Genomic DNA, 23,407 nt, shown 5'->3' with positions numbered 1-23,407 from the left:
GATCAACTATGAGCGAATTTTCCCAGACGGTCCCCGAACTGGTGGCATGGGCGCGCAAGAATGACTTTTCCCTTGCGCTGCCGGTAGAACGTCTGGCGTTTTTGCTGGCCATCGCCACCCTCAACGGGGAGCGCATGGACGGCGAGATGAGTGAAGGTGAGCTGATTGACGCCTTTCGTCACGTCAGCAAAGCGTTTGAACAAACCCATGAAACCGTTCAGGTCCGTGCCAACAACGCCATCAACGACATGGTGCGTCAGCGCCTGCTTAACCGTTTTACCAGCGAGCTGACCGAAGGTCACGCCATCTATCGTCTGACGCCACTGGCGATCGGCATCACCGACTATTATATCCGCCAGCGCGAATTTTCCACGCTGCGCCTGTCGATGCAGCTGTCGATTGTCGCGCAGGAGCTGAAGCGCGCCGCCGACGCCGCCGAGGAAGATGGCGACGAGTTTCACTGGCATCGCAACGTCTTTGCGCCGCTGAAATATTCGGTCGCGGAAATCTTCGACAGCATCGACATGACGCAGCGCCTGATGGACGAACAGCAGCAGGCGGTGAAAAGCGATATCGCCGATCTGCTGAATAAAGACTGGCGCGCGGCCATCTCCAGCTGTGAGCTGCTGCTGTCGGAGACCTCCGGCACGCTGCGCGAACTGCAGGATACGCTGGAAGCGGCAGGCGACAAGCTGCAGGCTAACCTGCTGCGGATTCAGGACGCCACGCTGAGCAGCCCGGATCTGGGCTTCGTCGACAAGCTGGTGTTTGACCTGCAAAACAAGCTCGATCGCATTATCAGCTGGGGCCAGCAGGCCATCGATCTGTGGATCGGTTACGACCGCCACGTGCACAAATTTATTCGTACCGCCATCGACATGGATAAAAACCGCGTGTTCGCGCAGCGTTTACGCCAGTCGGTGCAGAACTATTTCGATCAGCCGTGGGCGCTGACCTACGCCAACGCCGACCGTCTGTATGACATGCGCGATGAAGAGATGACGCTGCGCAACGACGAAGTGATGGGCGAGCTGCCACCGGAGATGGAGTACGAAGAGTTTAACGAAATCCGCGAGCAGCTGGCGGCGATGATTGAAGAAGCGCTGCAGATTTACAAGCAGCAGCAGAAGCCGCTGCATCTCGCCACGGTGATGCGCGACTATCTGGCACAGTACCCGCGCGCGCGCCACTTCGACCTCGCGCGCATCGTCATCGATCAGGCGGTGCGACTCGGCGTGGCCGAAGCCGATTTAGCCGGTCTGCCTGCGGAATGGCAGACCATCAATGATTACGGAGCCAAGGTGCAGGCACATGTCATCGACAAATATTGAACAAGTGATGCCGGTCAAACTGGCGCTGGCACTGGCAAACCCGATTTTTCCCGCGCTTGATAGCCAGTTACGCGCCGGCCGCCACATTGGTATTGAAGAGCTGGATAATCACGCTTTTCTGATGGATTACCAGCCGTTCTTAGAAGAGTTTTATGCGCGCTACAACGTTGAGCTGATCCGCGCACCGGAAGGGTTTTTCTATCTGCGTCCGCGCTCAACCACGCTGATCCCGCGCTCGGTGCTGTCCGAGCTCGACATGATGGTGGGTAAAATTCTCTGCTATCTCTACCTGAGCCCGGAGCGGCTGGCCAACGAGGGCATTTTCACCCAGCAGGAGCTGTACGACGAGCTGCTGTCGCTGGCGGATGAAAGCAGGTTGCTGAAGCTGGTTAACCAGCGCTCCACCGGGTCGGACCTGGATCGCGCCAAACTGCAGGAGAAGATGCGTGCGTCGCTCAGCCGTCTGCGCCGTCTCGGCATGGTGTGGTTTATGGGCAACGACAGCAGCAAGTTCCGCATTATGGAGTCCGTTTTCCGCTTTGGTGCGGATGTGCGCAGTGGTGACGACGCACGTGAAGCGCAGCTGCGCCTGATTCGTGACGGTGAAGCGATGACGCTGGAGAACGCACCGGTCGCCAGTGAGAGCGACGAGGCAGAAAATGACAGCGAACACGACGCGAGCGAGCGCGCGGAGGATGAACAGGCATGATTGAACGCGGTAAATTTCGATCGCTCACGCTGATCAACTGGAACGGTTTCTTTGCCCGCACCTTTGATCTGGATGAGCTGGTCACCACGCTGTCCGGCGGTAACGGTGCCGGTAAATCGACCACCATGGCGGCGTTTGTTACGGCACTGATTCCGGACTTAACCCTGCTGCATTTCCGTAACACCACTGAAGCCGGTGCCACATCCGGCTCGCGCGACAAGGGCCTGCACGGCAAACTGCGCGCGGGCGTCTGCTATGCGGTGCTGGACGTGGTCAACTCGCGCCATCAGCGCGTGGTGGCTGGCGTGCGCCTGCAGCAGGTGGCCGGACGCGATAAGAAAGTCGACATCAAGCCGTTCAGTATTCACGGCCTGCCGACCGATACGCTGCCAACCGATATGCTGACCGAAATTCTCGGCAGCCGTCAGGCGCGCGTGCTGCCGCTGGCAGAAGTGAAGGAGCGGGTGGAAGCGCAGGAGGGTGTGCAGTTCCGCCAGTTCAGCTCGGTCACGGACTACCACGCCATGATGTTTGAGCTCGGCGTGGTGCCGCGTCGTCTGCGCACCGCTGGCGATCGCAGCAAATTCTATCGTCTGATCGAAGCTTCGCTGTATGGCGGTATCTCCAGCGCCATTACCCGCTCGCTGCGCGATTACCTGCTGCCGGAAAACGGCGGCGTGCGTAAAGCGTTCCAGGATATGGAAGCGGCGCTGCGCGAAAACCGCATGACGCTGGAAGCGATTCGCGTCACGCAGTCGGACCGCGATCTGTTTAAGCATCTGATCTCTGAAGCCACAAGCTACGTTTCTGCCGACTATATGCGCCACGCCAACGAGCGTCGCATCCATCTCGACGGTGCGCTGCAGCTGCGTAACGAGCTGTTCACCAGCCGCAATCAGCTGGCGTCAGAACAGTATCGTCACATCGAAATGGCGCGCGAACTCTCTGAGCACAACGGCGCAGAGAGCGATCTGGAAGCTGATTATCAGGCGGCGAGCGATCACCTTAATCTGGTCCAGACAGCGATGCGTCAGCAGGAGAAGATCGCGCGTTACGACGCCGATCTGGAAGAGCTGACTTATCGCCTCGAAGAGCAGAATGAAGTGGTGGCCGAAGCGCGTGAGGTGCAGGAAGAGAACGAAGCGCGCGCTGAAGCGGCGGAAATTGAAGTCGACGAGCTGAAAAGCCAGCTGGCCGATTTTCAGCAGGCGCTTGATGTGCAGCAAACCCGCGCCATTCAGTATCAGCAGGCGCTGCAGGCGCTGGAAAAAGCGCGGGCGCAGTGCCAGCTGCCGGACCTCACCATCGACAACGCCGCAGAGTGGCAGGAAACCTTCCAGGCGCGCGAAGAAGAAGCCACCGAACGGCTGCTGCGCCTGGAGCAGAAGCTGAGCGTGGCGGAAGCGGCGCACAGCCAGTTTGAACAGGCGCTGGCGCTGGTCACCAGCATTGCCGGTGAGGTCAGCCGGCAGGATGCGTGGCAGGTCGGGCGCGAATTGCTGCGCGATGCCGCTAATCAGCGCCATCATGCCGAACAGCTCTCTTCGCTGCGTCTGCGTCTCAACGAACTGGAAACCCGCCTGCGCGAGCAGCATGACGCCGAACGTCTGCTAGCCGACTTCTGTAAACGTCAGGGCCAGCAGTATGACGCTGACGCGCTGGAAGGCCTGCAGCGTGAACTGGAAGCGCAGATAGAGCAGCTGAACGAAAGCGTGGCCGACGCCGGTGAACGCCGCATGCTGATGCGCCAGGAGCTGGAGCAGCTGCGCGAGCGCATCACTGCGCTGACCGCGCGGGCACCGCACTGGCTGGCGGCGCAGGAGATTCTCACCCAGCTGAGCGAGCAGACCGGCCAGACGCTGAGCAGCAGCCAGCAGATCACCGAATATATGCAGCAGCTGCTGGAGCGCGAGCGTGAAACCACCGTTGAGCGTGATGAAGTGGCGGCGCGCAAGCGTGAAGTTGAGCAGCAGATTGCGCGACTCAGCCAGCCGGGCGGCGCGGAAGATGCGCGCCTGACTCAGCTGGCGGAGCGGTTTGGCGGCGTGCTGCTGTCAGAAATTTACGATGACGTGACGCTGGATGATGCGCCGTACTTCTCCGCGCTGTATGGCCCATCGCGTCACGCCATTGTGGTACCGGACCTGTCGCTGGTGCGCGAGATGCTCGACGGCCTGGAAGAGTGTCCGGAAGATCTCTATCTGATCGAAGGCGATCCGCAGTCGTTTGATGACAGCGTCTTTAGCGTCGACGAGCTGGAAAATGCGGTCGTTGTCAAAGTGGCGGAGCGCCAGTGGCGTTATTCGCGCTTCCCGAAAGTGCCGCTGTTTGGTCGCGCGGCGCGGGAAAATCAGCTGGAGCTGTTGAACAATGAGCGCGACCAGCTGGCCGAACGTTTCGCCACGCTGTCGTTTGACGTGCAGAAAACCCAGCGTCTGCATCAGTCGTTTAGCCGCTTTATCGGCAGCCACCTGGCGGTGGCCTTCGACGAAGATCCGGAAGCGCAGATGCGTCAGCTCAACAGCCGTCGTGGCGAGCTGGAGCGTGCGCTGGCGCAGCACGAGAATGACAATCAGCAGCAGCGTGCCCAGTTCGAGCAGGCAAAAGAGGGTGTGGCGCAGCTCAACCGCCTGCTGCCGCGCGTTAACCTGTTGCTTGACGACTCGCTGGCCGACCGCTGCGAAGAGATTCGTGAGCGGGTGGAAGAAGCCCAGGAAGCCGCGCGCTTCCTGCATCAGCACGGCGCGAAACTCAGCAAACTGGAGCCGCTGGTGGCGGTGCTGCAGAGCGATCCGCAGCAGCACGAACAGCTGACGCGTGATTATCAGCAGGCGCAGCAGCAGCAGCGCGAAGCGCGTCAGCAGGCATTTGCCCTGACCGAAGTGGTGCAGCGCCGCGCGCACTTCAGCTATGAAGATTCGGCTGGCATGCTGACCGGTAACAGCGATCTCAACGAAAAACTGCGCCAGCGTCTGGAGCAGGCAGAAGGCGAACGCAGCCGCGCGCGCGAACGCCTGCGCGAACATCAGGCGCAGCTGACGCAGTATTCCCAGGTGCTGGCATCGCTGAAGAGTTCGTACGACGCCAAGCGCGACATGCTGAAAGAGTTGCAGCAGGAGATGCAGGATATTGGCGTGCACGCCGATGCCAGCGCCGAGGAGCGCGCGCGCAGCCGGCGTGACGAACTCTACACGGCGCTCAGCCACAACCGTGCGCGTCGCAATCAGCTGGAGAAACAGCTCACCTTCTGCGAAGCCGAAATGGATAGCCTGCAGAAGAAACTGCGCAAGCTGGAGCGCGATTATCATCTGATGCGTGAGCAGGTTGTCAGCGCCAAAGCGGGCTGGTGCACCGTACTGCGTCTGGTGAAAGAGAACGGCGTCGAGCGCCGTCTGCATCGCCGCGAACTGGCTTACCTGAGCGGCGACGAGCTGCGCTCGATGTCGGATAAAGCCCTCGGTGCACTGCGCCTGGCGGTTGCGGATAATGAACACCTGCGCGATGTGCTGCGCATGTCGGAAGATCCAAAACGGCCGGAGCGCAAGATTCAGTTCTTTATCGCCGTCTATCAGCATCTGCGTGAACGTATCCGTCAGGACATTATTCGTACCGACGATCCGGTTGAAGCCATCGAGCAGATGGAGATTGAGCTGAACCGCCTGACCGAAGAGCTGACGGCGCGTGAGCAGACGCTGGCGATCAGCTCGCGCAGTGCGGCCAATATCATCCGCAAAACCATTCAGCGCGAGCAGAACCGCATCCGTCAGTTGAACCAGGGCCTGCAGGCGGTGAGCTTTGGCCAGGTGCGCAGCGTGCGGCTGAACGTCAACGTACGCGAAACGCACGCCATGCTGCTGGATACGCTGTCGGAAGAGCATGAACAGCATCAGGATCTGTTTACCAGCAATCGCCTCACGTTCTCGGAAGCGCTGGCGAAGCTGTATCAGCGTCTCAATCCGCAGATTGATATGGGCCAGCGCACGGCGCAGACCATCGGTGAAGAGCTGCTCGACTACCGCAACTACCTTGAGATGGAAGTGGAAGTGAACCGCGGCTCAGACGGCTGGCTGCGCGCCGAAAGCGGGGCGCTGTCGACCGGTGAAGCGATCGGTACCGGTATGTCGATTCTGGTGATGGTGGTGCAGAGCTGGGAAGAGGAGTCACGGCGTCTGCGTGGTAAAGATATTTCACCGTGCCGCCTGCTGTTCCTCGATGAAGCCGCGCGTCTTGATGCGCGCTCCATCGCCACGCTGTTCGAACTGTGCGAGCGTCTGGAAATGCAGCTGGTGATTGCCGCGCCGGAGAATATCAGTCCGGAAAAAGGCACCACTTATAAGCTGGTACGTAAAGTCTTTAACAATACGGAGCATGTGCACGTGGTCGGACTGCGCGGTTTCTCCGCCGATCCGACGCCGGTGAAACAGGAAAATCCCGGCGCAGGCGTGGCCACTGAAAATAGCTAGCAGCAAATCTGGTTAAAAATTCAGGCTGCGGTTAATCTGTAAACGGCATCGGCCCTGCGAGGCGGATGCCGTTTTTTATTTTATACTCAACCATAAGAGTACAGGCGGTACACGGCGTTTTCAGGATGCTGTGTCTTTGGTAAGAAGGGGGCAGGGATGTTGCTGAACAAGAAGAGCAGAGTTAATCGTGCTGCAATAGCACTCAGTTTGTCACTGATGGCGGCACCGCTGGCTATCAGCCAGGCGGCAGACGTCAGCGCGCTGCCGCACAGCACGCAGTCAGTGGCTGCCAGCCAGCAGCAAATTCAGCAGGCATTTAGCCCCAGCGAACGACCCTTTTATCTGCCCGGCCTCGCCGGCATCTATGCGGCACGCAATATGGCACCGCTGTGGCAGGATCGCAACGCCGTGCAGGCTTTCCAGCAGCAGCTGGCAGAAGTGGCGCTCTCCGGCGTACAGCCGCAGTTTACCCGCTGGGTAGAGTTGCTCACCAATCCGGATATTAAAGGCTTCGCGCGGGACGTGGTGCTGAGCGACGCTATGCTTGGCTATCTGCAGTTTGTCGCTAACGTACCGACCCAGGGCGAAACCTGGCTGTACAGCAATGTGCCGTACAAACTGACCATGCCGTCACTCTCCGCCATCAATCAGTGGCAAAACGCGGTGAACGGCGGCGGCAGCCGCGCCTTTGTGGTGTCGCTGCAACCGCAGCATCCGCAGTACGCACCGATGCACAGCGCGTTAAAAGCATTGCTGACCGATAACCGGCCGTGGCCGCAGCTGCGCGATAAGGGCACGCTGCGCCCGGGTCAGATCAGCGATGATGTGCCGGCGCTGCGTGAGATTCTGCAGCGCACCGGGATGCTGACCGGCACGCACAGCGCGACGCCCACGCCAGCCGACGATGCCGTCCCGACGGCGCCGCAGCCGGTGAGCCAGAGCGATCAGCCCGTGGCCGTCAGCCCGTCGGCCACCAGCGTCAGCGATCTGCCGGCGCAGGTACCGCAGGCTAGCGGCAACATCAGCACGGTGGCCCCGGCTGCCAGCAATAATGTCTACGACAACACGCTGGTGGAGGGGGTAAAACGCTTCCAGCACTGGCAGGGACTGGCAGACGACGGTGCCATAGGCCCGCGCACCCGCGAGTGGCTGAATGTTTCCCCACAGATGCGTGCAGCGCTGCTGGCGCTGAATATCCAGCGTCTGCGTCTGCTGCCGGATGACATGCACAACGGCATCATGGTGAATATTCCCAACTATTCCCTGACCTACTACAACAACGGCAATACCATTCTGTCCTCGCGGGTGATTGTCGGTCGTCCGGACCGCAAAACGCCGCTGATGCGCAGCGCGCTCAATAATGTGGTGCTCAATCCACCGTGGAACGTGCCCACTACGCTGGTGCGCCAGGATATCGTGCCGAAGGTGAAGCAGGATCCGAGCTATCTGTATAAGCACGGCTACACGCTGCTGTCGGGCTGGAGCGCTGATGCGGAAGTGATCGATCCGTCGATGATTGACTGGCACATGGTGTCCGCCGCCAGTTTCCCGTATCGCATTCGTCAGGCGCCGGGTGCCAGCAACTCGCTGGGCCGCTATAAATTCAACATGCCGAGCTCAGACGCGATTTATCTGCATGACACGCCGAACCATGGCTTGTTCCAGCGTGATATCCGCGCGCTCAGCTCCGGCTGTGTGCGCGTCAACAAAGCTTCTGAACTGGCCGATCTGCTGTTGCAGGACGCGGGCTGGAACGACAGCCGTATCTCTGACACGCTGAAGCAGGGCGATACGCGCTACGTGCCGATTCGCCATCGCATTCCGGTTAATCTCTACTACCTTACGGCCTGGGTGGCGGACGACGGCCAGCCGCAGTATCGTACAGATATTTACAATTATGATAACCCGGCGCGCTCCGGCAGCCAGGTGCTGACCAAAGCGGGGCAGCTGCTGCTCTAAGCGTTGATTTCCCTGTTATCCCTCCCTCAAAGAAAATGGCAAGACCGGTCTGGAAAATTGATTTCAGACCGGTTTTGCGCATTCTGTGACAGATTGCGGGTTGACTGCTCTCCAGGCTGCGGTTACTGTTCGGCCTTGTGTACTTTTTGCACATATTTTTATCGTTTTAGATTAGGTAACCCCGCTTCATGGCTAATTTTGATTCTCAACGTCGTCGTTTATTGCTGCTGGGTGGCGCAGCGGCTGGATTGTCACTGCTGCCGGGTGCAGCGCTGGCGTCAGTTTCCACCTCCCGCCCCCGGGTATTAACGCTCAGTAACATGCATACCGGTGAAACCCTCAAAACTGAGTTTTTTAACGGTAAGAGTTATGACAAGGATGAGTTAGCTCGCTTAAACCACTTCTTCCGCGATTACCGCGCCAATCAGGTTAAACACATCGATCCGCATCTGTTTGACCAGCTGTATCGTTTGCAGACGCTGCTCAACACGCGCAAACCGGTGCAGCTGATCTCCGGCTACCGTACGCTGGCGACCAATAATATGCTGCGTGAATCGGGCCCTGGCGTGGCTAAACACAGCTATCACACCAAAGGGCAGGCGATGGATTTCCACATTGAGGGCATTTCTCTAAGCAATGTTCGCAAAGCGGCGTTATCTATGCGCGCCGGTGGTGTAGGATATTACCCGCGCAGCAACTTCGTACACATTGATACCGGGCCTGCAAGGCACTGGTCCTGATACCGGCAGCGCTGCGTGTGTCGGTCATGGAGCGCTATGAATTACCTGATTATTCCGGTCACCGCCTTTTCACAGAACTGTTCCGTTATCTGGGATGACGAGACGCAACAGGCTGCGCTGGTTGATCCCGGCGGCGATGCCGAAACCATTATTGCCGTGCTGGCGGAGCGAGGCTTAACGCCGTCGCAAATCCTGCTGACCCACGGCCATCTCGATCACGTTGGTGCCGCTGCGGAACTGGCGCAGCACTATCAGGTGCCGATCGTCGGGCCGCAGCCAGCCGATGCCTTCTGGCTCGATAACCTGCCCACTCAAAGCCGGATGTTTGGTTTGCCGGAGTGCGCGCCGCTGACGCCAGATCGCTGGCTGGAAGAGGGCGAAACGGTACAGCTGGGCAACGTGACGCTGGAAGTGCTGCACTGTCCAGGGCATACGCCTGGCCATATCGTGTTCTTTGACCGTGCTGGCCGTCTGCTGATCTCAGGTGATGTGATTTTTAACGGTGGCGTCGGGCGCACCGATTTTCCGCAGGGCAGCCACAGCGATCTAATCGCGGCCATCCGGGATAAACTTCTGCCGCTGGGTGATGATGTGACGTTTGTCCCTGGCCATGGCCCGATTTCCACACTCGGCCACGAGCGCGTCAGTAATCCTTTCCTGCAATAAAAAAAATGGGCCATCAGGCCCATTTTTCGTTGGTTACAGCACCGCGACGATGGCTTCGCACAGCGCCGACATATTATCCGGCGTCATGCCTGCCACGTTAACGCGACCGGAATTCACCGCATACACGCCAAACTCTTCACGCAGACGCACCACCTGATCTTTGGTCAGACCGCTGAACGAGAACATGCCGTTCTGTTTGATGATGAAGCTGAAATCGCGCTGTGCGCCTTTCTCCGCCAGGGTATTCACAAACAGCTGGCGCATGCGCTGAATGCGCTGGCGCATGTCGGTCAGCTCCTGCACCCAGATGGTACGCAGCGCGTCGTTACCGAGAATGGTGGCGACCACGGCAGCACCGTGCGACGGCGGGTTAGAGTAGTTGGCGCGGATGCTGTATTTCACCTGGCTGAATGCTGTCTTCGCCACGTCGGCCGTTGCCGCTACCAGCGTCAGCGCACCGACACGCTCGTTGTACAGACCAAAGTTTTTCGAGTAGGAGCTGGCGACGATCAGTTCCTGATGGGATGCGGCGAAAATGCGCAGGCCTTCAGCATCTTCATCCAGACCGCGTGCGAAGCCCTGGTAGGCGAAATCGAACAGCGGCAGCCAGCCTTTCTCCAGCGACAGCTGCGCCAGCTGTTGCCACTGGTCAGCGGTAGGATCGATACCGGTCGGGTTATGGCAGCAGCCGTGGAACAGCACCACGTCGCCCGCCTGCGCTTCCTGCAGCGAGGCCAGCATGCCGTCGAAGTCGAGGCTGTGGGTCGCCGCATCGTAATACTGGTAATCACACACTTCCAGACCAGCGGCGTTGAACACGTTTTTGTGGTTCGGCCAGCTGGGATTGCTCACCCAGACGCGTTTGACGTTGGTTTGCGTAGCGAGGAAATCCGCGGCGACGCGCAGCGCACCGGTGCCGCCCGGCGTCTGCGCGGTGCAGGCGCGGCCAGCGCTAATCAGCGCGTTCTCTTTGCCAAACAGCAGTTCCTGCGTGCAGCGCGCGAAATCAGCCAGACCATCAATGCTGAGGTAGTTTTTGGTGGTCTCGTTCTCCAGCAGATACTGCTCAGCTTTTTTCACACTGGTCAGCACCGGCGTTTTGCCGGTTTCATCTTTATAAACACCAATGCCAAGATTGATTTTATTCGGGCGGTCGTCGGCGCGAAACAGGTCAGCCAGTCCCAGAATAGGATCGGCTGGTGCGGCAGAGATTGATTCAAACATGAGTCAGTTCCGTTAGGGTGAACTTTAGCAAAATGAGCTATCAGGTTAACGTCAGACGCAACGCTTGCCAACCGCTGACATAAAAAAGAAATAACTGTGGCGTATAAAGTAATGGCGCTAATCGGGAGCCCGATCACTGAAATGCAAAACGGAGCCCGAAGGCTCCGTTTATGAGGTGTTACGCAGTCCGAATCGGCAGATTAGAACTGGTAAACCAGGCCAACGCCAACCACGTCGTCGGTAGAAGTACCGGTAGCGCGGGTGAAGTCGTTGTCGTCCAGCAGGTTGATTTTGTAGTCAACGTAGGTGGACATGTTTTTGTTGAAGTAGTAGTAGGTACCGATTTCGATATATTTAACCAGGTCAGCATCGCCGCCAGAGAAGGTTGAACCGTTGGCAGTCGCGCTGTTCAGGTCCTTGCCTTTAGACTGCAGGTAAGCGATGGATGGACGCAGACCGAAGTCGAACTGGTACTGAGCAACCACTTCGAAAGCCTGAACTTTGTTAGCAGCGTAGTTGATTGCTACACCATCTGGAGTAGCGCTGGTGTTGCCATATTTAGTGGTGTTACGTGATTCGCCGTAGAAGGCAGCCAGGTACACATTGTTGGCGTCGTATTTCAGACCGAAACCGTATGCATCTGCTTTCTCACCGTTGCCATCCAGCTGCTGCTGATTGGTACGATCTGAAGAGAAGTATGCACCCACTGCGCTGATGCCCATGCCAGTGTCATAGGACAGAGAGGTACCCCAGCCGTCACCGTTGTCGTAACGTGGACCGCGACCTTCGTTTTTGCCCTGATACTGAACAGCGAAGCCCAGACCGTCAACCAGACCGAAGAAGTTGCTGTTGCGGTAAGTCGCCAGGCCGTTAGAACGACCAACCATGAAGTTGTCGTTGTCCTGATACAGGGTATCGTCACCGAACACTGGCAGCTGGTCAGTGTAAGACATTGCGTCGTACAGTACGCCGTAGTTACGGCCGTAGTCGAAGGAGCCTGCATCACCAAATTTCAGACCGGCAAAGCCAACACGGGTTTTAGAACCTTCGGTGCCCTGAGATTCAGCAACGTTAGCCTGCACGTTGTATTCCCACTGGCCGTAACCGGTCAGCTGGTCGGTAATCTGAGTTTCACCCTTGAAGCCGAAACGAACGTAAGACTGATCGCCATCATCACTGGCGTTGTCAGAGAAAGTGTGACGCGCATCAACTTTACCGTAGAGGTCCAGTTTGTTGCCATCTTTGTTATAGATTTCTGCTGCGTTTGCTGCGCCGGCAGCTAACAGAGCAGGGATAACCACTGCAAGAATGTTGCGCTTCATCATTATTTATTACCCTCATTGGAGTTATTTGGACATCTGCCACTGCCGTCAAGAAACCTTTACGGGAACCTTGAAAGAAGTTTGATGTCTCCTGTGTCTGCACGCATCTTTCCATCACAGGGTTGCTAATTCTAGCCCGAAAATGATTCAATTCTCGTAATTGCGTATCAAAAAGCAAAATTGTATTACAATTTGTAAAATATCGGGAACTTTGTGAGAGAACTCAAAATTTACAAAAATAAAAAAAGGCCGGCAGGGCCGACCTCAATATATATATGAATTTCTTATATTTAATCTTAAATCTTAGAAATTCGCGTTACGTGGCGTGCGTGGGAACGGGATAACGTCTCTTACATTTTGTACGCCGGTGACATAGGCGATCAAACGTTCGAAACCTAAACCGAAGCCGGCATGCGGCACGGTGCCATAGCGACGCAGGTCACGATACCACCAGTAATCTTCTTTATTCAGGCCCATTTCAGCGAGGCGCGCATCCAGTACATCAAGACGCTCTTCACGCTGGGAACCGCCGATGATTTCACCGATGCCCGGTGCCAGCACGTCCATCGCCGCCACGGTTTTACCGTCGTCGTTCATACGCATGTAGAACGCTTTGATATCTTTCGGGTAGTTTTTCACCACCACCGGCGCTTTAAAGTGTTTCTCCGCCAGATAACGCTCGTGTTCGGAAGAGAGATCTACGCCCCATGACACCGGGTTCTCGAAGCTCTGGCCGCTTTTCAGCAGAATGTCGACGGCGTCGGTATAGTCTACCTGGGCGAAATCCGTGGTGATGAAGCGCTCCAGACGGGCGATGGCCTCTTTATCCACGCGCTCGGCGAAGAACGCCATATCATCAGCGCGCTCTTCCAGCACCGCTTTAAACACATACTTCAGCATCGCTTCCGCCAGGGCAGCCGCATCGTCCAGCGTGGCGAACGCCACTTCCGGCTCCAGCATCCAGAATTCCGCTAAGTGACGGCTGGTATTCGAGTTTTCGGCACGGAACGTCGGGCCAAAGGTATACACTTTGGACAGCGCACAGGCATAGGTCTCGGCGTTCAGCTGGCCGGAAACGGTCAGGAAAGCCTCTTTACCAAAGAAGTCTTTATCGAAATCAACTTTGCCCTGCGGGTCGCGCGGCAGGTTTTCCAGATCCAGCGTTGAGACGCGGAACATCTCGCCAGCACCTTCGGTGTCAGAGGCGGTGATCAGTGGCGTGGAGACCCAGAAATAGCCGTTTTCATGGAAGAAGCGATGCAGCGCCTGCGCCAGCGTATGACGTACGCGCGCCACGGCACCGACAATATTGGTGCGCGGACGCAGGTGCGCCACTTCACGCAGGTATTCGATGCTGTGACGTTTAGCCGCCATCGGATAGGTATCCGGATCGTCCACCCAGCCGGTGACTTCAACCTGGGTCGCCTGCAGTTCGAATGCCTGGCCTTCACCCGGCGACTCCACCACTTTACCGGTGACGATCACCGAACAGCCGGTGGTCAGACGCAGCACTTCATCCTGATAATTATTCAGAGAATTATTGACGACGGCCTGAACGGGATTAAAGCAGGAACCGTCATAAACGGCGATGAAGGAAAGACCGGCTTTGGAATCTCTTCGGGTACGTACCCAACCACGTACGGTGACTTCACTGTCAACCGCGACACGGCCGTGCAGTACATCCGCTACAGGCACTACGCTCATAAAAATCTCTCTATATAAATGAAGATGGAGTGAAATAAGCCCCATTCCGGGGTTTAGCTATGTTACTTGCGAGCCACCAGGAAACAAGCAAAATTGCCGGGGAATAAAGAGATTTTCTGGCGCAGAGCAGGGCGCAGGCACCCTGCTCAGGCCAATTAGCTGGCGCGTTTGACCAGCGGCAGGTCGAAGGCTTTGCGCAGGGCGCGCACGAAGGCTTTATCCTGGCAGATGGTTTTACCGGGACTGTCGGAGAGTTTGGCCACCGGTTTACCGTTGCAGCTCACCAGTTTGATCACGATATTCAAAGGCGTGACGCCGGGAATATCGCAGGTGAGGCGGGTGCCGATGCCAAATACCACGTTCGCGCGCTGACCGAAATGCCGATACAGCGCCAGTGCTTTGTCGAGGTTGAGATTGTCGGAGAACACCAGCGTTTTGCTGAGCGGATCGATATTCAGCCGCTGATAATGCGCAATGGCTTTTTCTCCCCACTCCACCGGATCGCCCGAATCATGGCGCAGGCCCTGATAGCGATGGGCAAAACCGGGGCCGAAATCACGCAGGAAGGCGTCCATCGTGATGCAGTCGGTCAGGGCAATGCCGAGCTGGTTATCGTACTCATCCAGCCACGATTGCAGCGCCGCGCGCTGGCTGTTGGCCAGTACCGGGCTGATCTGCTGATGCGCCTGGAACCATTCGTGTGCCTGGGTTCCGACCGGGTTAAGCTGCAACCGGCGCGCCAGATCGTAGTTACTGGTGCCCAGCAGCCACGGGAATTCGTTTTTCAGCGTGCTGACAATCGCTTCCTGCACCGCGCGCGAATAACGACGCCGCGTGCCAAAGTCCATCAGCTGGAAGCGCGACATATCGAGATCGCCTACCTGCTCACGGAAGTGCACCAGCTTCTGCTGCAGATGCGCCACCGACTGTTCCGCGCCGCTTTCCGGCGTCCGGTGACGGTGTACCACTTCGCTGATCAGCGCCAGCAGCGGCACTTCCCACAGAATCACTTCACGCCACGGGCCGCGAATCTGAATGCGCAGATGTCCGTGATCGTCGCGCACCTCAACCTGCGAGGCATCGAAGCGGAACTGGCGCAGCCAGTCGAGATAATCCTGCTGGAAAAACGGTAAGCTGCTGAGGTAACGATATTCGTCATCGCTCAGCGCCAGAGATTGCATGGCAGTAATGTGCGTGCGGATGGCGTCGGCATACTGGCCGAGCTGCTCATCGCTGCGGCAGCGAAATTCTGCCGTTACCGGGACATCGTAGTAACGATGATAAACGGCCTGCTGCATGTGAAGCTTATAGGCATCGGTATCAAGCAGCGTGGTCAAAATCGGGGAAGCGTGTCCAGTCATGGTGCGTTTCAGCATCCTCTTCCGCGGAGCAGAGCCCGGTATTCAACAAAGTCATAAAGACGCAGGAGTATAAAACAGTAATCACCGCGATCACACCATAATTGCAGGTGACAGGTCGAGGGTCATTTGTGCCATTGTTAATGAATTGTAGACTTTTGGCGCAACGCACGCTTTGTGCGTGGCAACCCGGGCGCAACCCGCTTAGACTCTGAGGGTTGAATATATTAACGATGCGAGAAGGATTTATGACGCAACAGCCGCAAATTAAATATCGCCACGACTACCGGGCGCCGGACTACACCATCACCGATATCGACCTGACGTTTGATCTTGATGCGGCGACCACGCGCGTCACCGCCGTCAGTCAGGTAAAACGCCTTGGCGCGCAGCAGGCTGAACTGCGTCTGGACGGTGAGGCGCTGACGCTGCTGTCGCTGGCGGTGGATGGCAATCCGTGGCCGCACTACCGCGAAGAGCAGGGCGCACTGATCATCAGCCAGCTGCCGGACAACTTTACCCTGACCATCATTAATGAAATCCATCCGGATAAAAACACCGCGCTGGAAGGGCTGTATAAATCCGGCGAGGCGCTCTGCACCCAGTGTGAAGCCGAAGGCTTCCGGCATATCACCTGGTATCTCGATCGCCCGGACGTGCTGGCGCGCTTCACCACCACCCTGATCGCCGACGCGGCTAGCTATCCGTACCTGCTGTCCAACGGTAACAAGCTGGAGAGCGGTCAGCACGAGGATGGTCGTCACTGGGTGAAATGGCAGGATCCGTTCCCGAAACCCTGCTACCTGTTTGCGCTGGTCGCCGGCGATTTCGATGTGCTGCGTGACAGCTTTACCACCCGTTCCGGCCGTAACGTGGCGCTGGAAATTTTTGTCGATCGCGGCAACCTCGACCGTGCGGACTGGGCGATGACCTCGCTCAAAGCCAGCATGAAGTGGGACGAAGAGCGGTTCGGCCTCGAATATGACCTCGATATCTTTATGATCGTCGCGGTGGATTTCTTCAACATGGGCGCGATGGAGAATAAAGGCCTCAACGTCTTCAACTCCAAATACGTGCTGGCCAAAGCGGAAACCGCCACCGACAAAGACTATCTCGGTATTGAAGCCGTGATTGGTCACGAATATTTCCACAACTGGACCGGCAACCGCGTCACCTGCCGCGACTGGTTCCAGCTCAGCCTGAAAGAAGGTCTGACGGTCTTCCGCGATCAGGAGTTCAGCTCCGATCTCGGCTCGCGCGCGGTCAACCGTATTGATAATGTGCGCGTGATGCGCGGCGCGCAGTTCGCCGAGGATGCCAGCCCGATGGCCCATCCGATCCGTCCGGATCAGGTGATCGAAATGAACAACTTCTACACCCTGACGGTGTATGAGAAGGGTTCTGAAGTGATTCGCATGCTGCACACGCTGCTGGGTGAAGAGCAGTTCCAGCAGGGGATGCAGCTCTATTTCGAGCGTCACGATGGCAGCGCCGCCACCTGTGATGATTTCGTGCAGGCGATGGAAGATGCCTCCAACGTCGATTTGTCACAGTTCCGCCGCTGGTACAGTCAGTCGGGCACGCCGGTGCTGACGGTGCGTGATGACTACAACCCGGAGCTGGAGCAGTACACGCTGCACGTCACGCAGCACACGCCCCCGACCGCCGATCAAAAGGAGAAGCTGCCGCTGCACATTCCGCTGGATATCGAACTGTATGACGGCGAAGGCAAGGTCATTCCGTTGCAGCACAACGGTCATCCGGTTCATCACGTGCTGAACGTCACCGACGAGTTCCAGACCTTCATTTTCGACAACGTCTATTTCCAGCCGGTGCCGTCGCTGCTGCGGGAATTCTCCGCACCGGTGAAGCTCGACTATAAATGGAGCGATGCGCAGCTGACTTTCCTGATGCGCCACGCGCGCAACGACTTCTCGCGCTGGGATGCCGCGCAAAGCCTGCTGGCGACGTATATCCGCCTCAACGTGGCGCGCCATCAGCAGGGCCAGCCGCTGTCGCTGCCGCTGCACGTCGCCGATGCTTTCCGCGCGGTGCTGCTGGATGAGCAGGGCGATCCGGCGCTGATGGCGCTGATCCTTACGCTGCCGTCAGAGAACGAGATTGCCGAACTGTTCGAGGTGATCGACCCGCTGGCGATTGCCGCAGTGCGCGCGGCGCTGGTGCGCACGCTGGCGAATGAGCTGAGCGATGAGTTTTACGCGGTGTATCTCGCCAACCAGAGCAGCGACTACAAAGTCGAGCATGCCGAGATCGGCAAGCGCGCGCTGAAGAATGTCTGCCTGAGTTATCTGGCGTTTGCGGACGCGGAGCAGGCCAGCAAACTGGTGCAGGCGCAGTACGACAAAGCCAGCAACATGACCGATGCGCTGGCCGCGCTGTCAGCGGCGGTGGCGGCGCAGTTGCCGTGCCGTGATGCGCTGCTGGCGGCGTACGACGAGCGCTGGCATCAGGATGGTCTGGTGATGGATAAGTGGTTTATGTTGCAGGCCACCAGCCCGGCGGCAGACGTGCTGAGCAAGGTACGTAGCTTGCTGACGCATCGCTCGTTCACCATGGGTAACCCGAACCGCATCCGTTCACTGATTGGCGCGTTTGCCTCGGCCAACCCGGCAGCCTTCCACGCCAAAGATGGCAGCGGCTACCAGTTCCTGGTGGAGATGCTGACCGATCTCAACCGTCGCAACCCGCAGGTGGCAGCGCGCATGATTGAGCCGCTGATTCGTCTGAAGCGTTATGATGCCGACCGTCAGGCGCTGATGCGTCAGGCGCTGGAGACGCTGAAAGGGCTGGAGAATCTGTCCGGCGATCTGTACGAGAAGATCACCAAAGCGCTGAACGCGTAAGAAAACAATGCGCAATAAATTGCGCCGCTACAAAGTGTTGCAATCCTCTGTAGCGGCGCGATTTATCGCGCGTCCTGAATTAACGCTGCTGCGCGAACTGCAGGGGCTGCTCTGAGGTTCCCCGCTTCATCACCCGATCCAGCACCTCGGCCTCCAGCTCGGCAAGGCGCGCCGATCCTTTGCGGCGCGGACGCGGTAAATCCACCGCCAAATCCAGCCCGATCTGACCCTCTTCAATCAGCAATACGCGATCGGCCATCGCCACCGCTTCGCTGACATCGTGCGTCACCAGCAACACGGTAAAATTATGCTGCTGCCACAGCGACTCAATCAGGCCCTGCATTTCAATGCGCGTCAGCGCATCAAGTGCGCCGAGCGGTTCATCGAGCAGCAGCAGGCCGGGACGATGAATCAGCGCCCGCGCCAGTGCCACCCGCTGTTTCTGTCCGCCGGAGAGCGCTGCCGGCCACTCATGTGCACGATCGGCCAGACCGACCGCCGCCAGCGCTTCCAGCGCTGCGCTGCGCCACTCGCGGCCTTTCAGACCGAGGCCAACGTTATCGATCACTTTCTTCCACGGCAGCAGACGCGCATCCTGAAACATCAGGCGGGTATCTTCGCGCGCCTCGGCCAGCGGCGCGTTGCCCGCCAGCAATTCACCGTGCGTGGTGGATTCCAGCCCGGCCAGCAGGCGCAGCAGGGTACTTTTACCGCAGCCGCTGCGGCCGACCACCGCGACAAACTGGCCGGCCGGAATATGTAAATCGATATGATTCAGGATGGTGCGATTGCCATACTGCTTGGTGACGCCATTGACGCCCACCGGGGTACCGCGGTTCAGGCGCGCCGGGCTTAGCGTTGCGTTGCTCATGCGTTCTCCTCCTTCAATTGGTAAGCCGGATGCCAGCGCAGCCAGACACGCTCCAGCAGCTGTGCCGTCACGTCGGCCAGTTTGCCCAGCAGGGCATAGAGAATGATGGCGACCACCACCACATCGGTTTGCAGAAACTCACGGGCGTTCATTGCCAGATAACCAATACCGGAGTTGGCCGAGATGGTTTCGGCCACGATCAGCGTCAGCCACATCAGACCGAGGGCAAAGCGCACGCCAACCATGATTGACGGCAACGCGCCCGGCAAAATCACCTGAATAAACAGGCTCCAGCCGGAGAGACCATAGCTGCGGGCCATCTCCACCAGGCCGCGGTCAATATTCCGTATGCCGTGATAGGTATTGAGGTAGATAGGGAACAGGGTGCCGAGCGCCACAAGAAAAATTTTGGCTGACTCGTCGATGCCGAACCACAGAATTACCAGCGGGATCAGCGCCAGGTGCGGCACGTTACGCAGCATCTGCACCGAGGTATCCAGCAACCGTTCGCCGGTGCGCGACGTGCCGGTAATCAGCCCGAGAATCAGGCCAATCGAACCGCCAATGGCAAAACCGATTGCCGCTCGCCAGCCGCTGATGGCGAGGTGTTGCCACAACTCACCGCTGGCCGCGAGATGCCAGAAGGTGATGACAATATTCTCCGGCGAGGGCAGGATGCGCGTCGACAGCCAGCCAGCCTGTGAGGCAACCTGCCACACCACCACCAGCAGCACCGGCAGCGCCCACGGCAGCAGGGCATTGCTCAGCTGTTTATTGACCTTTGCCATATGCGACTCCTTAACTCTGCGCGACTTTTTGCGGGGTGAAATCATTGGCGACCGCTTCACCGTGCGCCTGCACTACGCGGGGTTGCGGGATTTCCGGCACGGCCAGGTCGAGATGAGGGAACAGCAGCTCGCCCACGCGATAGGCCTCTTCCAGATGCGGATAGCCAGACAGAATAAAGGTCTCGATGCCGAGATCCTGATACTCCTGCATACGCGCCGCGACCGTCGGACCGTCGCCCACCAGTGCAGTCCCGGCACCGCCGCGTACCAGACCGACGCCAGCCCACAGGTTCGGGCTGATCTCCAGCCGATCGCGCCGTCCGCCGTGCAGCGCGGCCATGCGCTGCTGACCGACTGAATCGGTGCGGGCAAAGGCCGCCTGCGCTTTAGCAATGGTGGCATCGTCAAGATGGGCGATGAGCCGGTCTGCCGCCTGCCATGCTTCTTCATTGGTTTCACGCACAATCACGTGCAGACGGATGCCGAAGCGCACCGTGCGCCCCTGCGCCGCCGCTTTGGCGCGCACCTGTTCAATCTTCTCTTTGACCAGCGCGGGTGGTTCGCCCCAGGTCAGATAGACATCCACCTGCTCCGCGGCCAGATCCTGCGCGGCATCCGATGAGCCGCCGAACCACAGCGGTGGACGTGGCTGCTGCACCGCTTTAAACATCAATCGTGCACCGCGCACTTTGACGTACTTGCCTTCGTAATCGACCGTTTCACCCTCGCTGACCCGGCGCCAGACCCGGGTGAACTCCGCGGATTCGGCATAACGCTCGCGGTGATCGAGGAAAACGCCGTCGCCCGCCAGCTCTTCCGGATCGCCGCCGGTGACCAGGTTAAACAGTGCGCGACCGTTGGAGAGACGATCGAGCGTGGCGGCCTGCCGTGCGGCCTGCGTCGGGGAAATCACCCCCGGGCGCAGCGCCACCAGAAAACGCAGGCGCTGCGTCACCGGAATCAGGGATGCGGCCACCAGCCATGCATCTTCACACGACCGGCCGGTGGGGATCAGCACGCCACCAAAACCGAGGCGATCGGCGGCCTGCGCCACCTGTTGCAGATAACCGTGATCCACCGGGCGCGCGCCTTCGGCGGTACCGAGGTAGTGGCCGTCGCCGTGGGTGGGAAGAAACCAGAATACGGATACGCTCATGATAAATTTCCTTATGGCCGGGCCGGCTGTGGCTGCCAGATGCGATCGGCAATGGTGACTTTGACCGGCATTAAATGGTTGGCATAAAACAGATCGGCAGTTTGCTGTTGGGCCTGCGCCGTATGTGCGCTGACCGGCGTAATGGTGGTCGGAGGACGATGGTCAAGGTAGCTGGCGATCACCGGCTTCGGCAGGCCCATCGCCTGTGCCAGCAGATCGATACTTTGCTGGCGCTGGCTGCGCGTCAGCGCATCGGCTTCGCTAAAGGTGTGCAGCACCTGCTGCACGAAGTCACCGTGATCGGTAGCAAAGCTGCGCGTGGCGAGGTAGAACGAACCGGTCTGGTTCAGCTTACTGCCGTCCACCAGCACACGGACGTTGCCCTGCAGCAGCGCAGCGGAATAGTAGGGATCCCAGATCGCCCAGGCGTCAACATCGCCCTGCTGAAACGCGGCGCGCGCATCGGCTGGCGTCAGATAAATCGGCTGAATATCGTTAAAGCTCAGGCCGGCCTGTTCCAGCGCGCGCAGCAGCAGATTGTGTGAACTGGAGCCTTTCTGGAACGCCACTTTATGACCTTTCAGTTGCGCCACGCTGTGGATGGGACTGTCCTTCGGCACCAGAATCACTTCAGCCTGCGGCTTCGGTGGCTCCGAGCCGACATACAGCAAATCCGCCCCGGCGGCCTGAGCAAACAGCGGCGGGATATCACCGGTGCTGCCCAGGTCTATGCTGCCCACATTCAGTGCCTCAAGCATTTGCGGACCGGCCGGAAACTCGATCCACTGAATGTTGGTGGTCGGGAAGCGCTGCTCCAGCAGCCGATGCGATTTGGCCAGCACCATGCTGACCGATCCTTTCTGATAGCCGATACGGAATTGTGCTGGCGCTTCGGCAGCCTGAGCCGTGAGGGTCAGGGCAAACAGCGCGGTAACGGTCGGCAGCAGCCAGCGGGTTAACATCCTTTTCATCGCAGTTCCTTTATACAGCCTGAGCATAGGGTTGATGACGACGGTGCAGCGCCTGCCAGAAGGTTTCCAGCGCCTCATCAATGCGCTCGCTCAGCAGCGCATCCAGCTCAGGCTGGCGGTCGTAATGGGTGATTTGCGTATCACTGGCGAACACGCCGTGCAGGACTTCCTGCGCTTTCAGCGCGTTCAGCACCGGTTTCAGCGCGTAGTCAACGGCCAGCATGTGCGCCACGCTGCCGCCGCTGGCCAGCGGCAGCACCACTTTATGTTCCAGCGCCCGCTCTGGCAGCAGGTCGAGCAGGGTTTTCAGCGCGCCTGAGAAAGAGGCTTTATAAATCGGTGTGGCGACGATCAGCCCCTCCGCGAGCGCTAAATCCGCTTTAAGCGCGGTCAGTGCCGGTGAGTCAAAGCGCGCATACAGCAAATCTTCCGGCTGAAAGTTGTGAATGTTCCACGGAATCACCTCAACGCCACGCGCTTCCAGCGCCCGCTGGCACACACTCAGCAGCGCCGTAGAACGTGAAGGAAAACGCGGACTCCCCGCCAGCGTAATAACCCGCATGGTCACTCCTTATAACTGAAAGTTATTGATTAGCAATTATTGAGAACTGATGCATTCAATCCTGACAGAGCAGGCGGCGAGGCGTAAATGATTTATCCGGCAATGGATAGCCGTCAGGCGGGAATAGCGCCCTCTTATAAAGGAAGGGAAAAGCGCCTCTAAGGTTAATCTGAATTGCACCCGCAGATTGCCGGGTTTTCATTAGCGGCTTCCGTCACGGGCAAGGTGAGAATGATTAAAAGCGCTGTTGCCTGGTTAAATCAGAGGTGTAACCGTCGACACATATCGCCGGGCGCGCCATTGTCGTCAGGCTTAAGAAGAAATAGATGAGGTAATTTAAGGAGTAGCAAACAAACGCTGACGTAAGTTTAAAGCGGGCACCAGGATTTTTCGTAGTGGCTGTTTAGAATGCTCCATTTTAAGCTGGTATCAAATTAGCGAGTAAGTGTGTCAAAGCGTGGCGTTTTATTAAAATCGCACCGTTTAACGCGTTTCCTGTTACCGATATTACGTATTACTTCAGCACTCTGGCCGGGATTGCTTCAGTTGCGCTTAACAATAAACGGTAAATTATCAGCCAGTCTGGCAAGGGCCAATAGTCATGCCGTCGGCGGGCTGTTTATAATTGATTGAGTTTTCTTACGCTAAAAAAAAGTCACTGCCTTATTTGCGCCTTAATTGGGCGGATTTTTGTCTGGCCATTATTCAGTATTATTTTT

16 protein-coding genes are annotated in these 23,407 nt (G+C 58.1%); 7 read left to right on the top strand and 9 right to left on the bottom strand.

Annotated features, from left to right (window positions below):
- Positions 1 to 8: 8 nt before the first annotated feature.
- From mukF to C1N84_RS11995, 6 genes are all read left to right on the top strand, one after another.
- Positions 9 to 1,331 (top strand): chromosome partition protein MukF, encoded by a 1,323-nt coding sequence (gene mukF / locus C1N84_RS12020; protein ID WP_058757757.1) that lies wholly within the window; start codon positions 9 to 11, stop codon positions 1,329 to 1,331.
- On the top strand, positions 1,312 to 2,040 hold the full coding sequence (mukE, locus tag C1N84_RS12015) for a chromosome partition protein MukE (RefSeq protein WP_031279857.1): 729 nt from the start codon (positions 1,312 to 1,314) through the stop codon (positions 2,038 to 2,040). Before mukF ends, mukE begins: the two co-directional genes overlap by 20 nt.
- Complete coding sequence (gene mukB, locus C1N84_RS12010; protein ID WP_222985468.1) at positions 2,037 to 6,503, top strand: chromosome partition protein MukB; 4,467 nt, start codon at positions 2,037 to 2,039, stop codon at positions 6,501 to 6,503. Before mukE ends, mukB begins: the two co-directional genes overlap by 4 nt.
- Positions 6,504 to 6,659: 156 nt before the next feature.
- Entirely contained in the window at positions 6,660 to 8,462 is a 1,803-nt protein-coding gene (gene ldtD / locus C1N84_RS12005) for a L,D-transpeptidase (RefSeq protein WP_264441454.1), read from the top strand.
- 188 nt (positions 8,463 to 8,650) lie between these two features.
- Positions 8,651 to 9,202 (top strand): YcbK family protein, encoded by a 552-nt coding sequence (locus C1N84_RS12000; protein WP_031279855.1) that lies wholly within the window; start codon positions 8,651 to 8,653, stop codon positions 9,200 to 9,202.
- Positions 9,203 to 9,238: 36 nt separating this feature from the next.
- Positions 9,239 to 9,868 (top strand): MBL fold metallo-hydrolase, encoded by a 630-nt coding sequence (locus C1N84_RS11995; RefSeq protein WP_021508331.1) that lies wholly within the window; start codon positions 9,239 to 9,241, stop codon positions 9,866 to 9,868.
- 33 nt (positions 9,869 to 9,901) lie between these two features.
- Here the strand turns inward: C1N84_RS11995 and C1N84_RS11990 are convergent, their stop codons facing one another.
- The 4 genes from C1N84_RS11990 to pncB all read right to left on the bottom strand — a co-directional run bounded on the left by C1N84_RS11990 (position 9,902) and on the right by pncB (position 15,479).
- Positions 9,902 to 11,092 (bottom strand): amino acid aminotransferase, encoded by a 1,191-nt coding sequence (locus tag C1N84_RS11990; protein WP_021508330.1) that lies wholly within the window; start codon positions 11,090 to 11,092, stop codon positions 9,902 to 9,904.
- Positions 11,093 to 11,292: 200 nt separating this feature from the next.
- A complete protein-coding gene (gene ompC / locus C1N84_RS11985) occupies positions 11,293 to 12,417 on the bottom strand; it encodes a porin OmpC (RefSeq protein ID WP_276556999.1) in 1,125 nt (374 codons plus the stop codon).
- Between the two features lie 300 nt (positions 12,418 to 12,717).
- Complete coding sequence (gene asnS / locus C1N84_RS11980; protein ID WP_031279853.1) at positions 12,718 to 14,118, bottom strand: asparagine--tRNA ligase; 1,401 nt, start codon at positions 14,116 to 14,118, stop codon at positions 12,718 to 12,720.
- A gap of 155 nt (positions 14,119 to 14,273) precedes the next feature.
- Positions 14,274 to 15,479 carry a nicotinate phosphoribosyltransferase gene (pncB, locus tag C1N84_RS11975; RefSeq protein ID WP_264441451.1) on the bottom strand — a complete coding sequence of 402 codons (1,206 nt, stop codon included), beginning with the start codon at positions 15,477 to 15,479 and terminating at the stop codon, positions 14,274 to 14,276.
- Between the two features lie 245 nt (positions 15,480 to 15,724).
- Between pncB and pepN the strand changes: the two genes are divergently transcribed.
- Entirely contained in the window at positions 15,725 to 18,340 is a 2,616-nt protein-coding gene (pepN, locus tag C1N84_RS11970) for an aminopeptidase N (RefSeq protein ID WP_264441450.1), read from the top strand.
- 79 nt (positions 18,341 to 18,419) lie between these two features.
- On the opposite strand, the gene ssuB is transcribed toward pepN, so the two are convergent.
- Genes ssuB through ssuE form a run of 5 tightly spaced genes read right to left on the bottom strand, consistent with a single transcriptional unit; the run spans position 18,420 to position 22,688 of the window.
- Positions 18,420 to 19,211, bottom strand: coding sequence for an aliphatic sulfonates ABC transporter ATP-binding protein (gene ssuB, locus C1N84_RS11965; protein WP_021508325.1), 792 nt, complete (start codon positions 19,209 to 19,211; stop codon positions 18,420 to 18,422).
- Positions 19,208 to 19,999 (bottom strand): aliphatic sulfonate ABC transporter permease SsuC, encoded by a 792-nt coding sequence (gene ssuC, locus C1N84_RS11960; protein ID WP_058769561.1) that lies wholly within the window; start codon positions 19,997 to 19,999, stop codon positions 19,208 to 19,210. The genes ssuB and ssuC overlap by 4 nt, the downstream gene beginning before the upstream one ends.
- 10 nt (positions 20,000 to 20,009) lie before the next feature.
- Complete coding sequence (gene ssuD / locus C1N84_RS11955) at positions 20,010 to 21,155, bottom strand: FMNH2-dependent alkanesulfonate monooxygenase (protein WP_058775379.1); 1,146 nt, start codon at positions 21,153 to 21,155, stop codon at positions 20,010 to 20,012.
- 11 nt (positions 21,156 to 21,166) lie between these two features.
- Entirely contained in the window at positions 21,167 to 22,126 is a 960-nt protein-coding gene (locus C1N84_RS11950; protein WP_125308467.1) for a sulfonate ABC transporter substrate-binding protein, read from the bottom strand.
- Between the two features lie 10 nt (positions 22,127 to 22,136).
- Positions 22,137 to 22,688: an NADPH-dependent FMN reductase gene (ssuE, locus tag C1N84_RS11945; protein WP_021508321.1), complete on the bottom strand. Its 552-nt coding sequence runs from the start codon at positions 22,686 to 22,688 to the stop codon at positions 22,137 to 22,139.
- Positions 22,689 to 23,407: the final 719 nt, after the last annotated feature.

This window comes from Pantoea sp. SGAir0418, assembly GCF_043529865.1.
This window is presented reverse-complemented; position numbering and strand designations above follow the sequence as displayed.

What these genes read in the sequence shown, in the direction of transcription:
- mukF (WP_058757757.1), top strand. Translation starts at nt 9, where the DNA reads ATGAGCGAATTTTCCCAGACGGTCCCCGAACTGGTGGCATGGGCGCGC.
- mukE (WP_031279857.1), top strand. Translation starts at nt 1,312, where the DNA reads ATGTCATCGACAAATATTGAACAAGTGATGCCGGTCAAACTGGCGCTG.
- mukB (WP_222985468.1), top strand. Translation starts at nt 2,037, where the DNA reads ATGATTGAACGCGGTAAATTTCGATCGCTCACGCTGATCAACTGGAAC.
- ldtD (WP_264441454.1), top strand. Translation starts at nt 6,660, where the DNA reads ATGTTGCTGAACAAGAAGAGCAGAGTTAATCGTGCTGCAATAGCACTC.
- C1N84_RS12000 (WP_031279855.1), top strand. Translation starts at nt 8,651, where the DNA reads ATGGCTAATTTTGATTCTCAACGTCGTCGTTTATTGCTGCTGGGTGGC.
- C1N84_RS11995 (WP_021508331.1), top strand. Translation starts at nt 9,239, where the DNA reads ATGAATTACCTGATTATTCCGGTCACCGCCTTTTCACAGAACTGTTCC.
- C1N84_RS11990 (WP_021508330.1), bottom strand. Translation starts at nt 11,092, where the DNA reads ATGTTTGAATCAATCTCTGCCGCACCAGCCGATCCTATTCTGGGACTG.
- ompC (WP_276556999.1), bottom strand. Translation starts at nt 12,417, where the DNA reads ATGATGAAGCGCAACATTCTTGCAGTGGTTATCCCTGCTCTGTTAGCT.
- asnS (WP_031279853.1), bottom strand. Translation starts at nt 14,118, where the DNA reads ATGAGCGTAGTGCCTGTAGCGGATGTACTGCACGGCCGTGTCGCGGTT.
- pncB (WP_264441451.1), bottom strand. Translation starts at nt 15,479, where the DNA reads ATGACTGGACACGCTTCCCCGATTTTGACCACGCTGCTTGATACCGAT.
- pepN (WP_264441450.1), top strand. Translation starts at nt 15,725, where the DNA reads ATGACGCAACAGCCGCAAATTAAATATCGCCACGACTACCGGGCGCCG.
- ssuB (WP_021508325.1), bottom strand. Translation starts at nt 19,211, where the DNA reads ATGAGCAACGCAACGCTAAGCCCGGCGCGCCTGAACCGCGGTACCCCG.
- ssuC (WP_058769561.1), bottom strand. Translation starts at nt 19,999, where the DNA reads ATGGCAAAGGTCAATAAACAGCTGAGCAATGCCCTGCTGCCGTGGGCG.
- ssuD (WP_058775379.1), bottom strand. Translation starts at nt 21,155, where the DNA reads ATGAGCGTATCCGTATTCTGGTTTCTTCCCACCCACGGCGACGGCCAC.
- C1N84_RS11950 (WP_125308467.1), bottom strand. Translation starts at nt 22,126, where the DNA reads ATGAAAAGGATGTTAACCCGCTGGCTGCTGCCGACCGTTACCGCGCTG.
- ssuE (WP_021508321.1), bottom strand. Translation starts at nt 22,688, where the DNA reads ATGCGGGTTATTACGCTGGCGGGGAGTCCGCGTTTTCCTTCACGTTCT.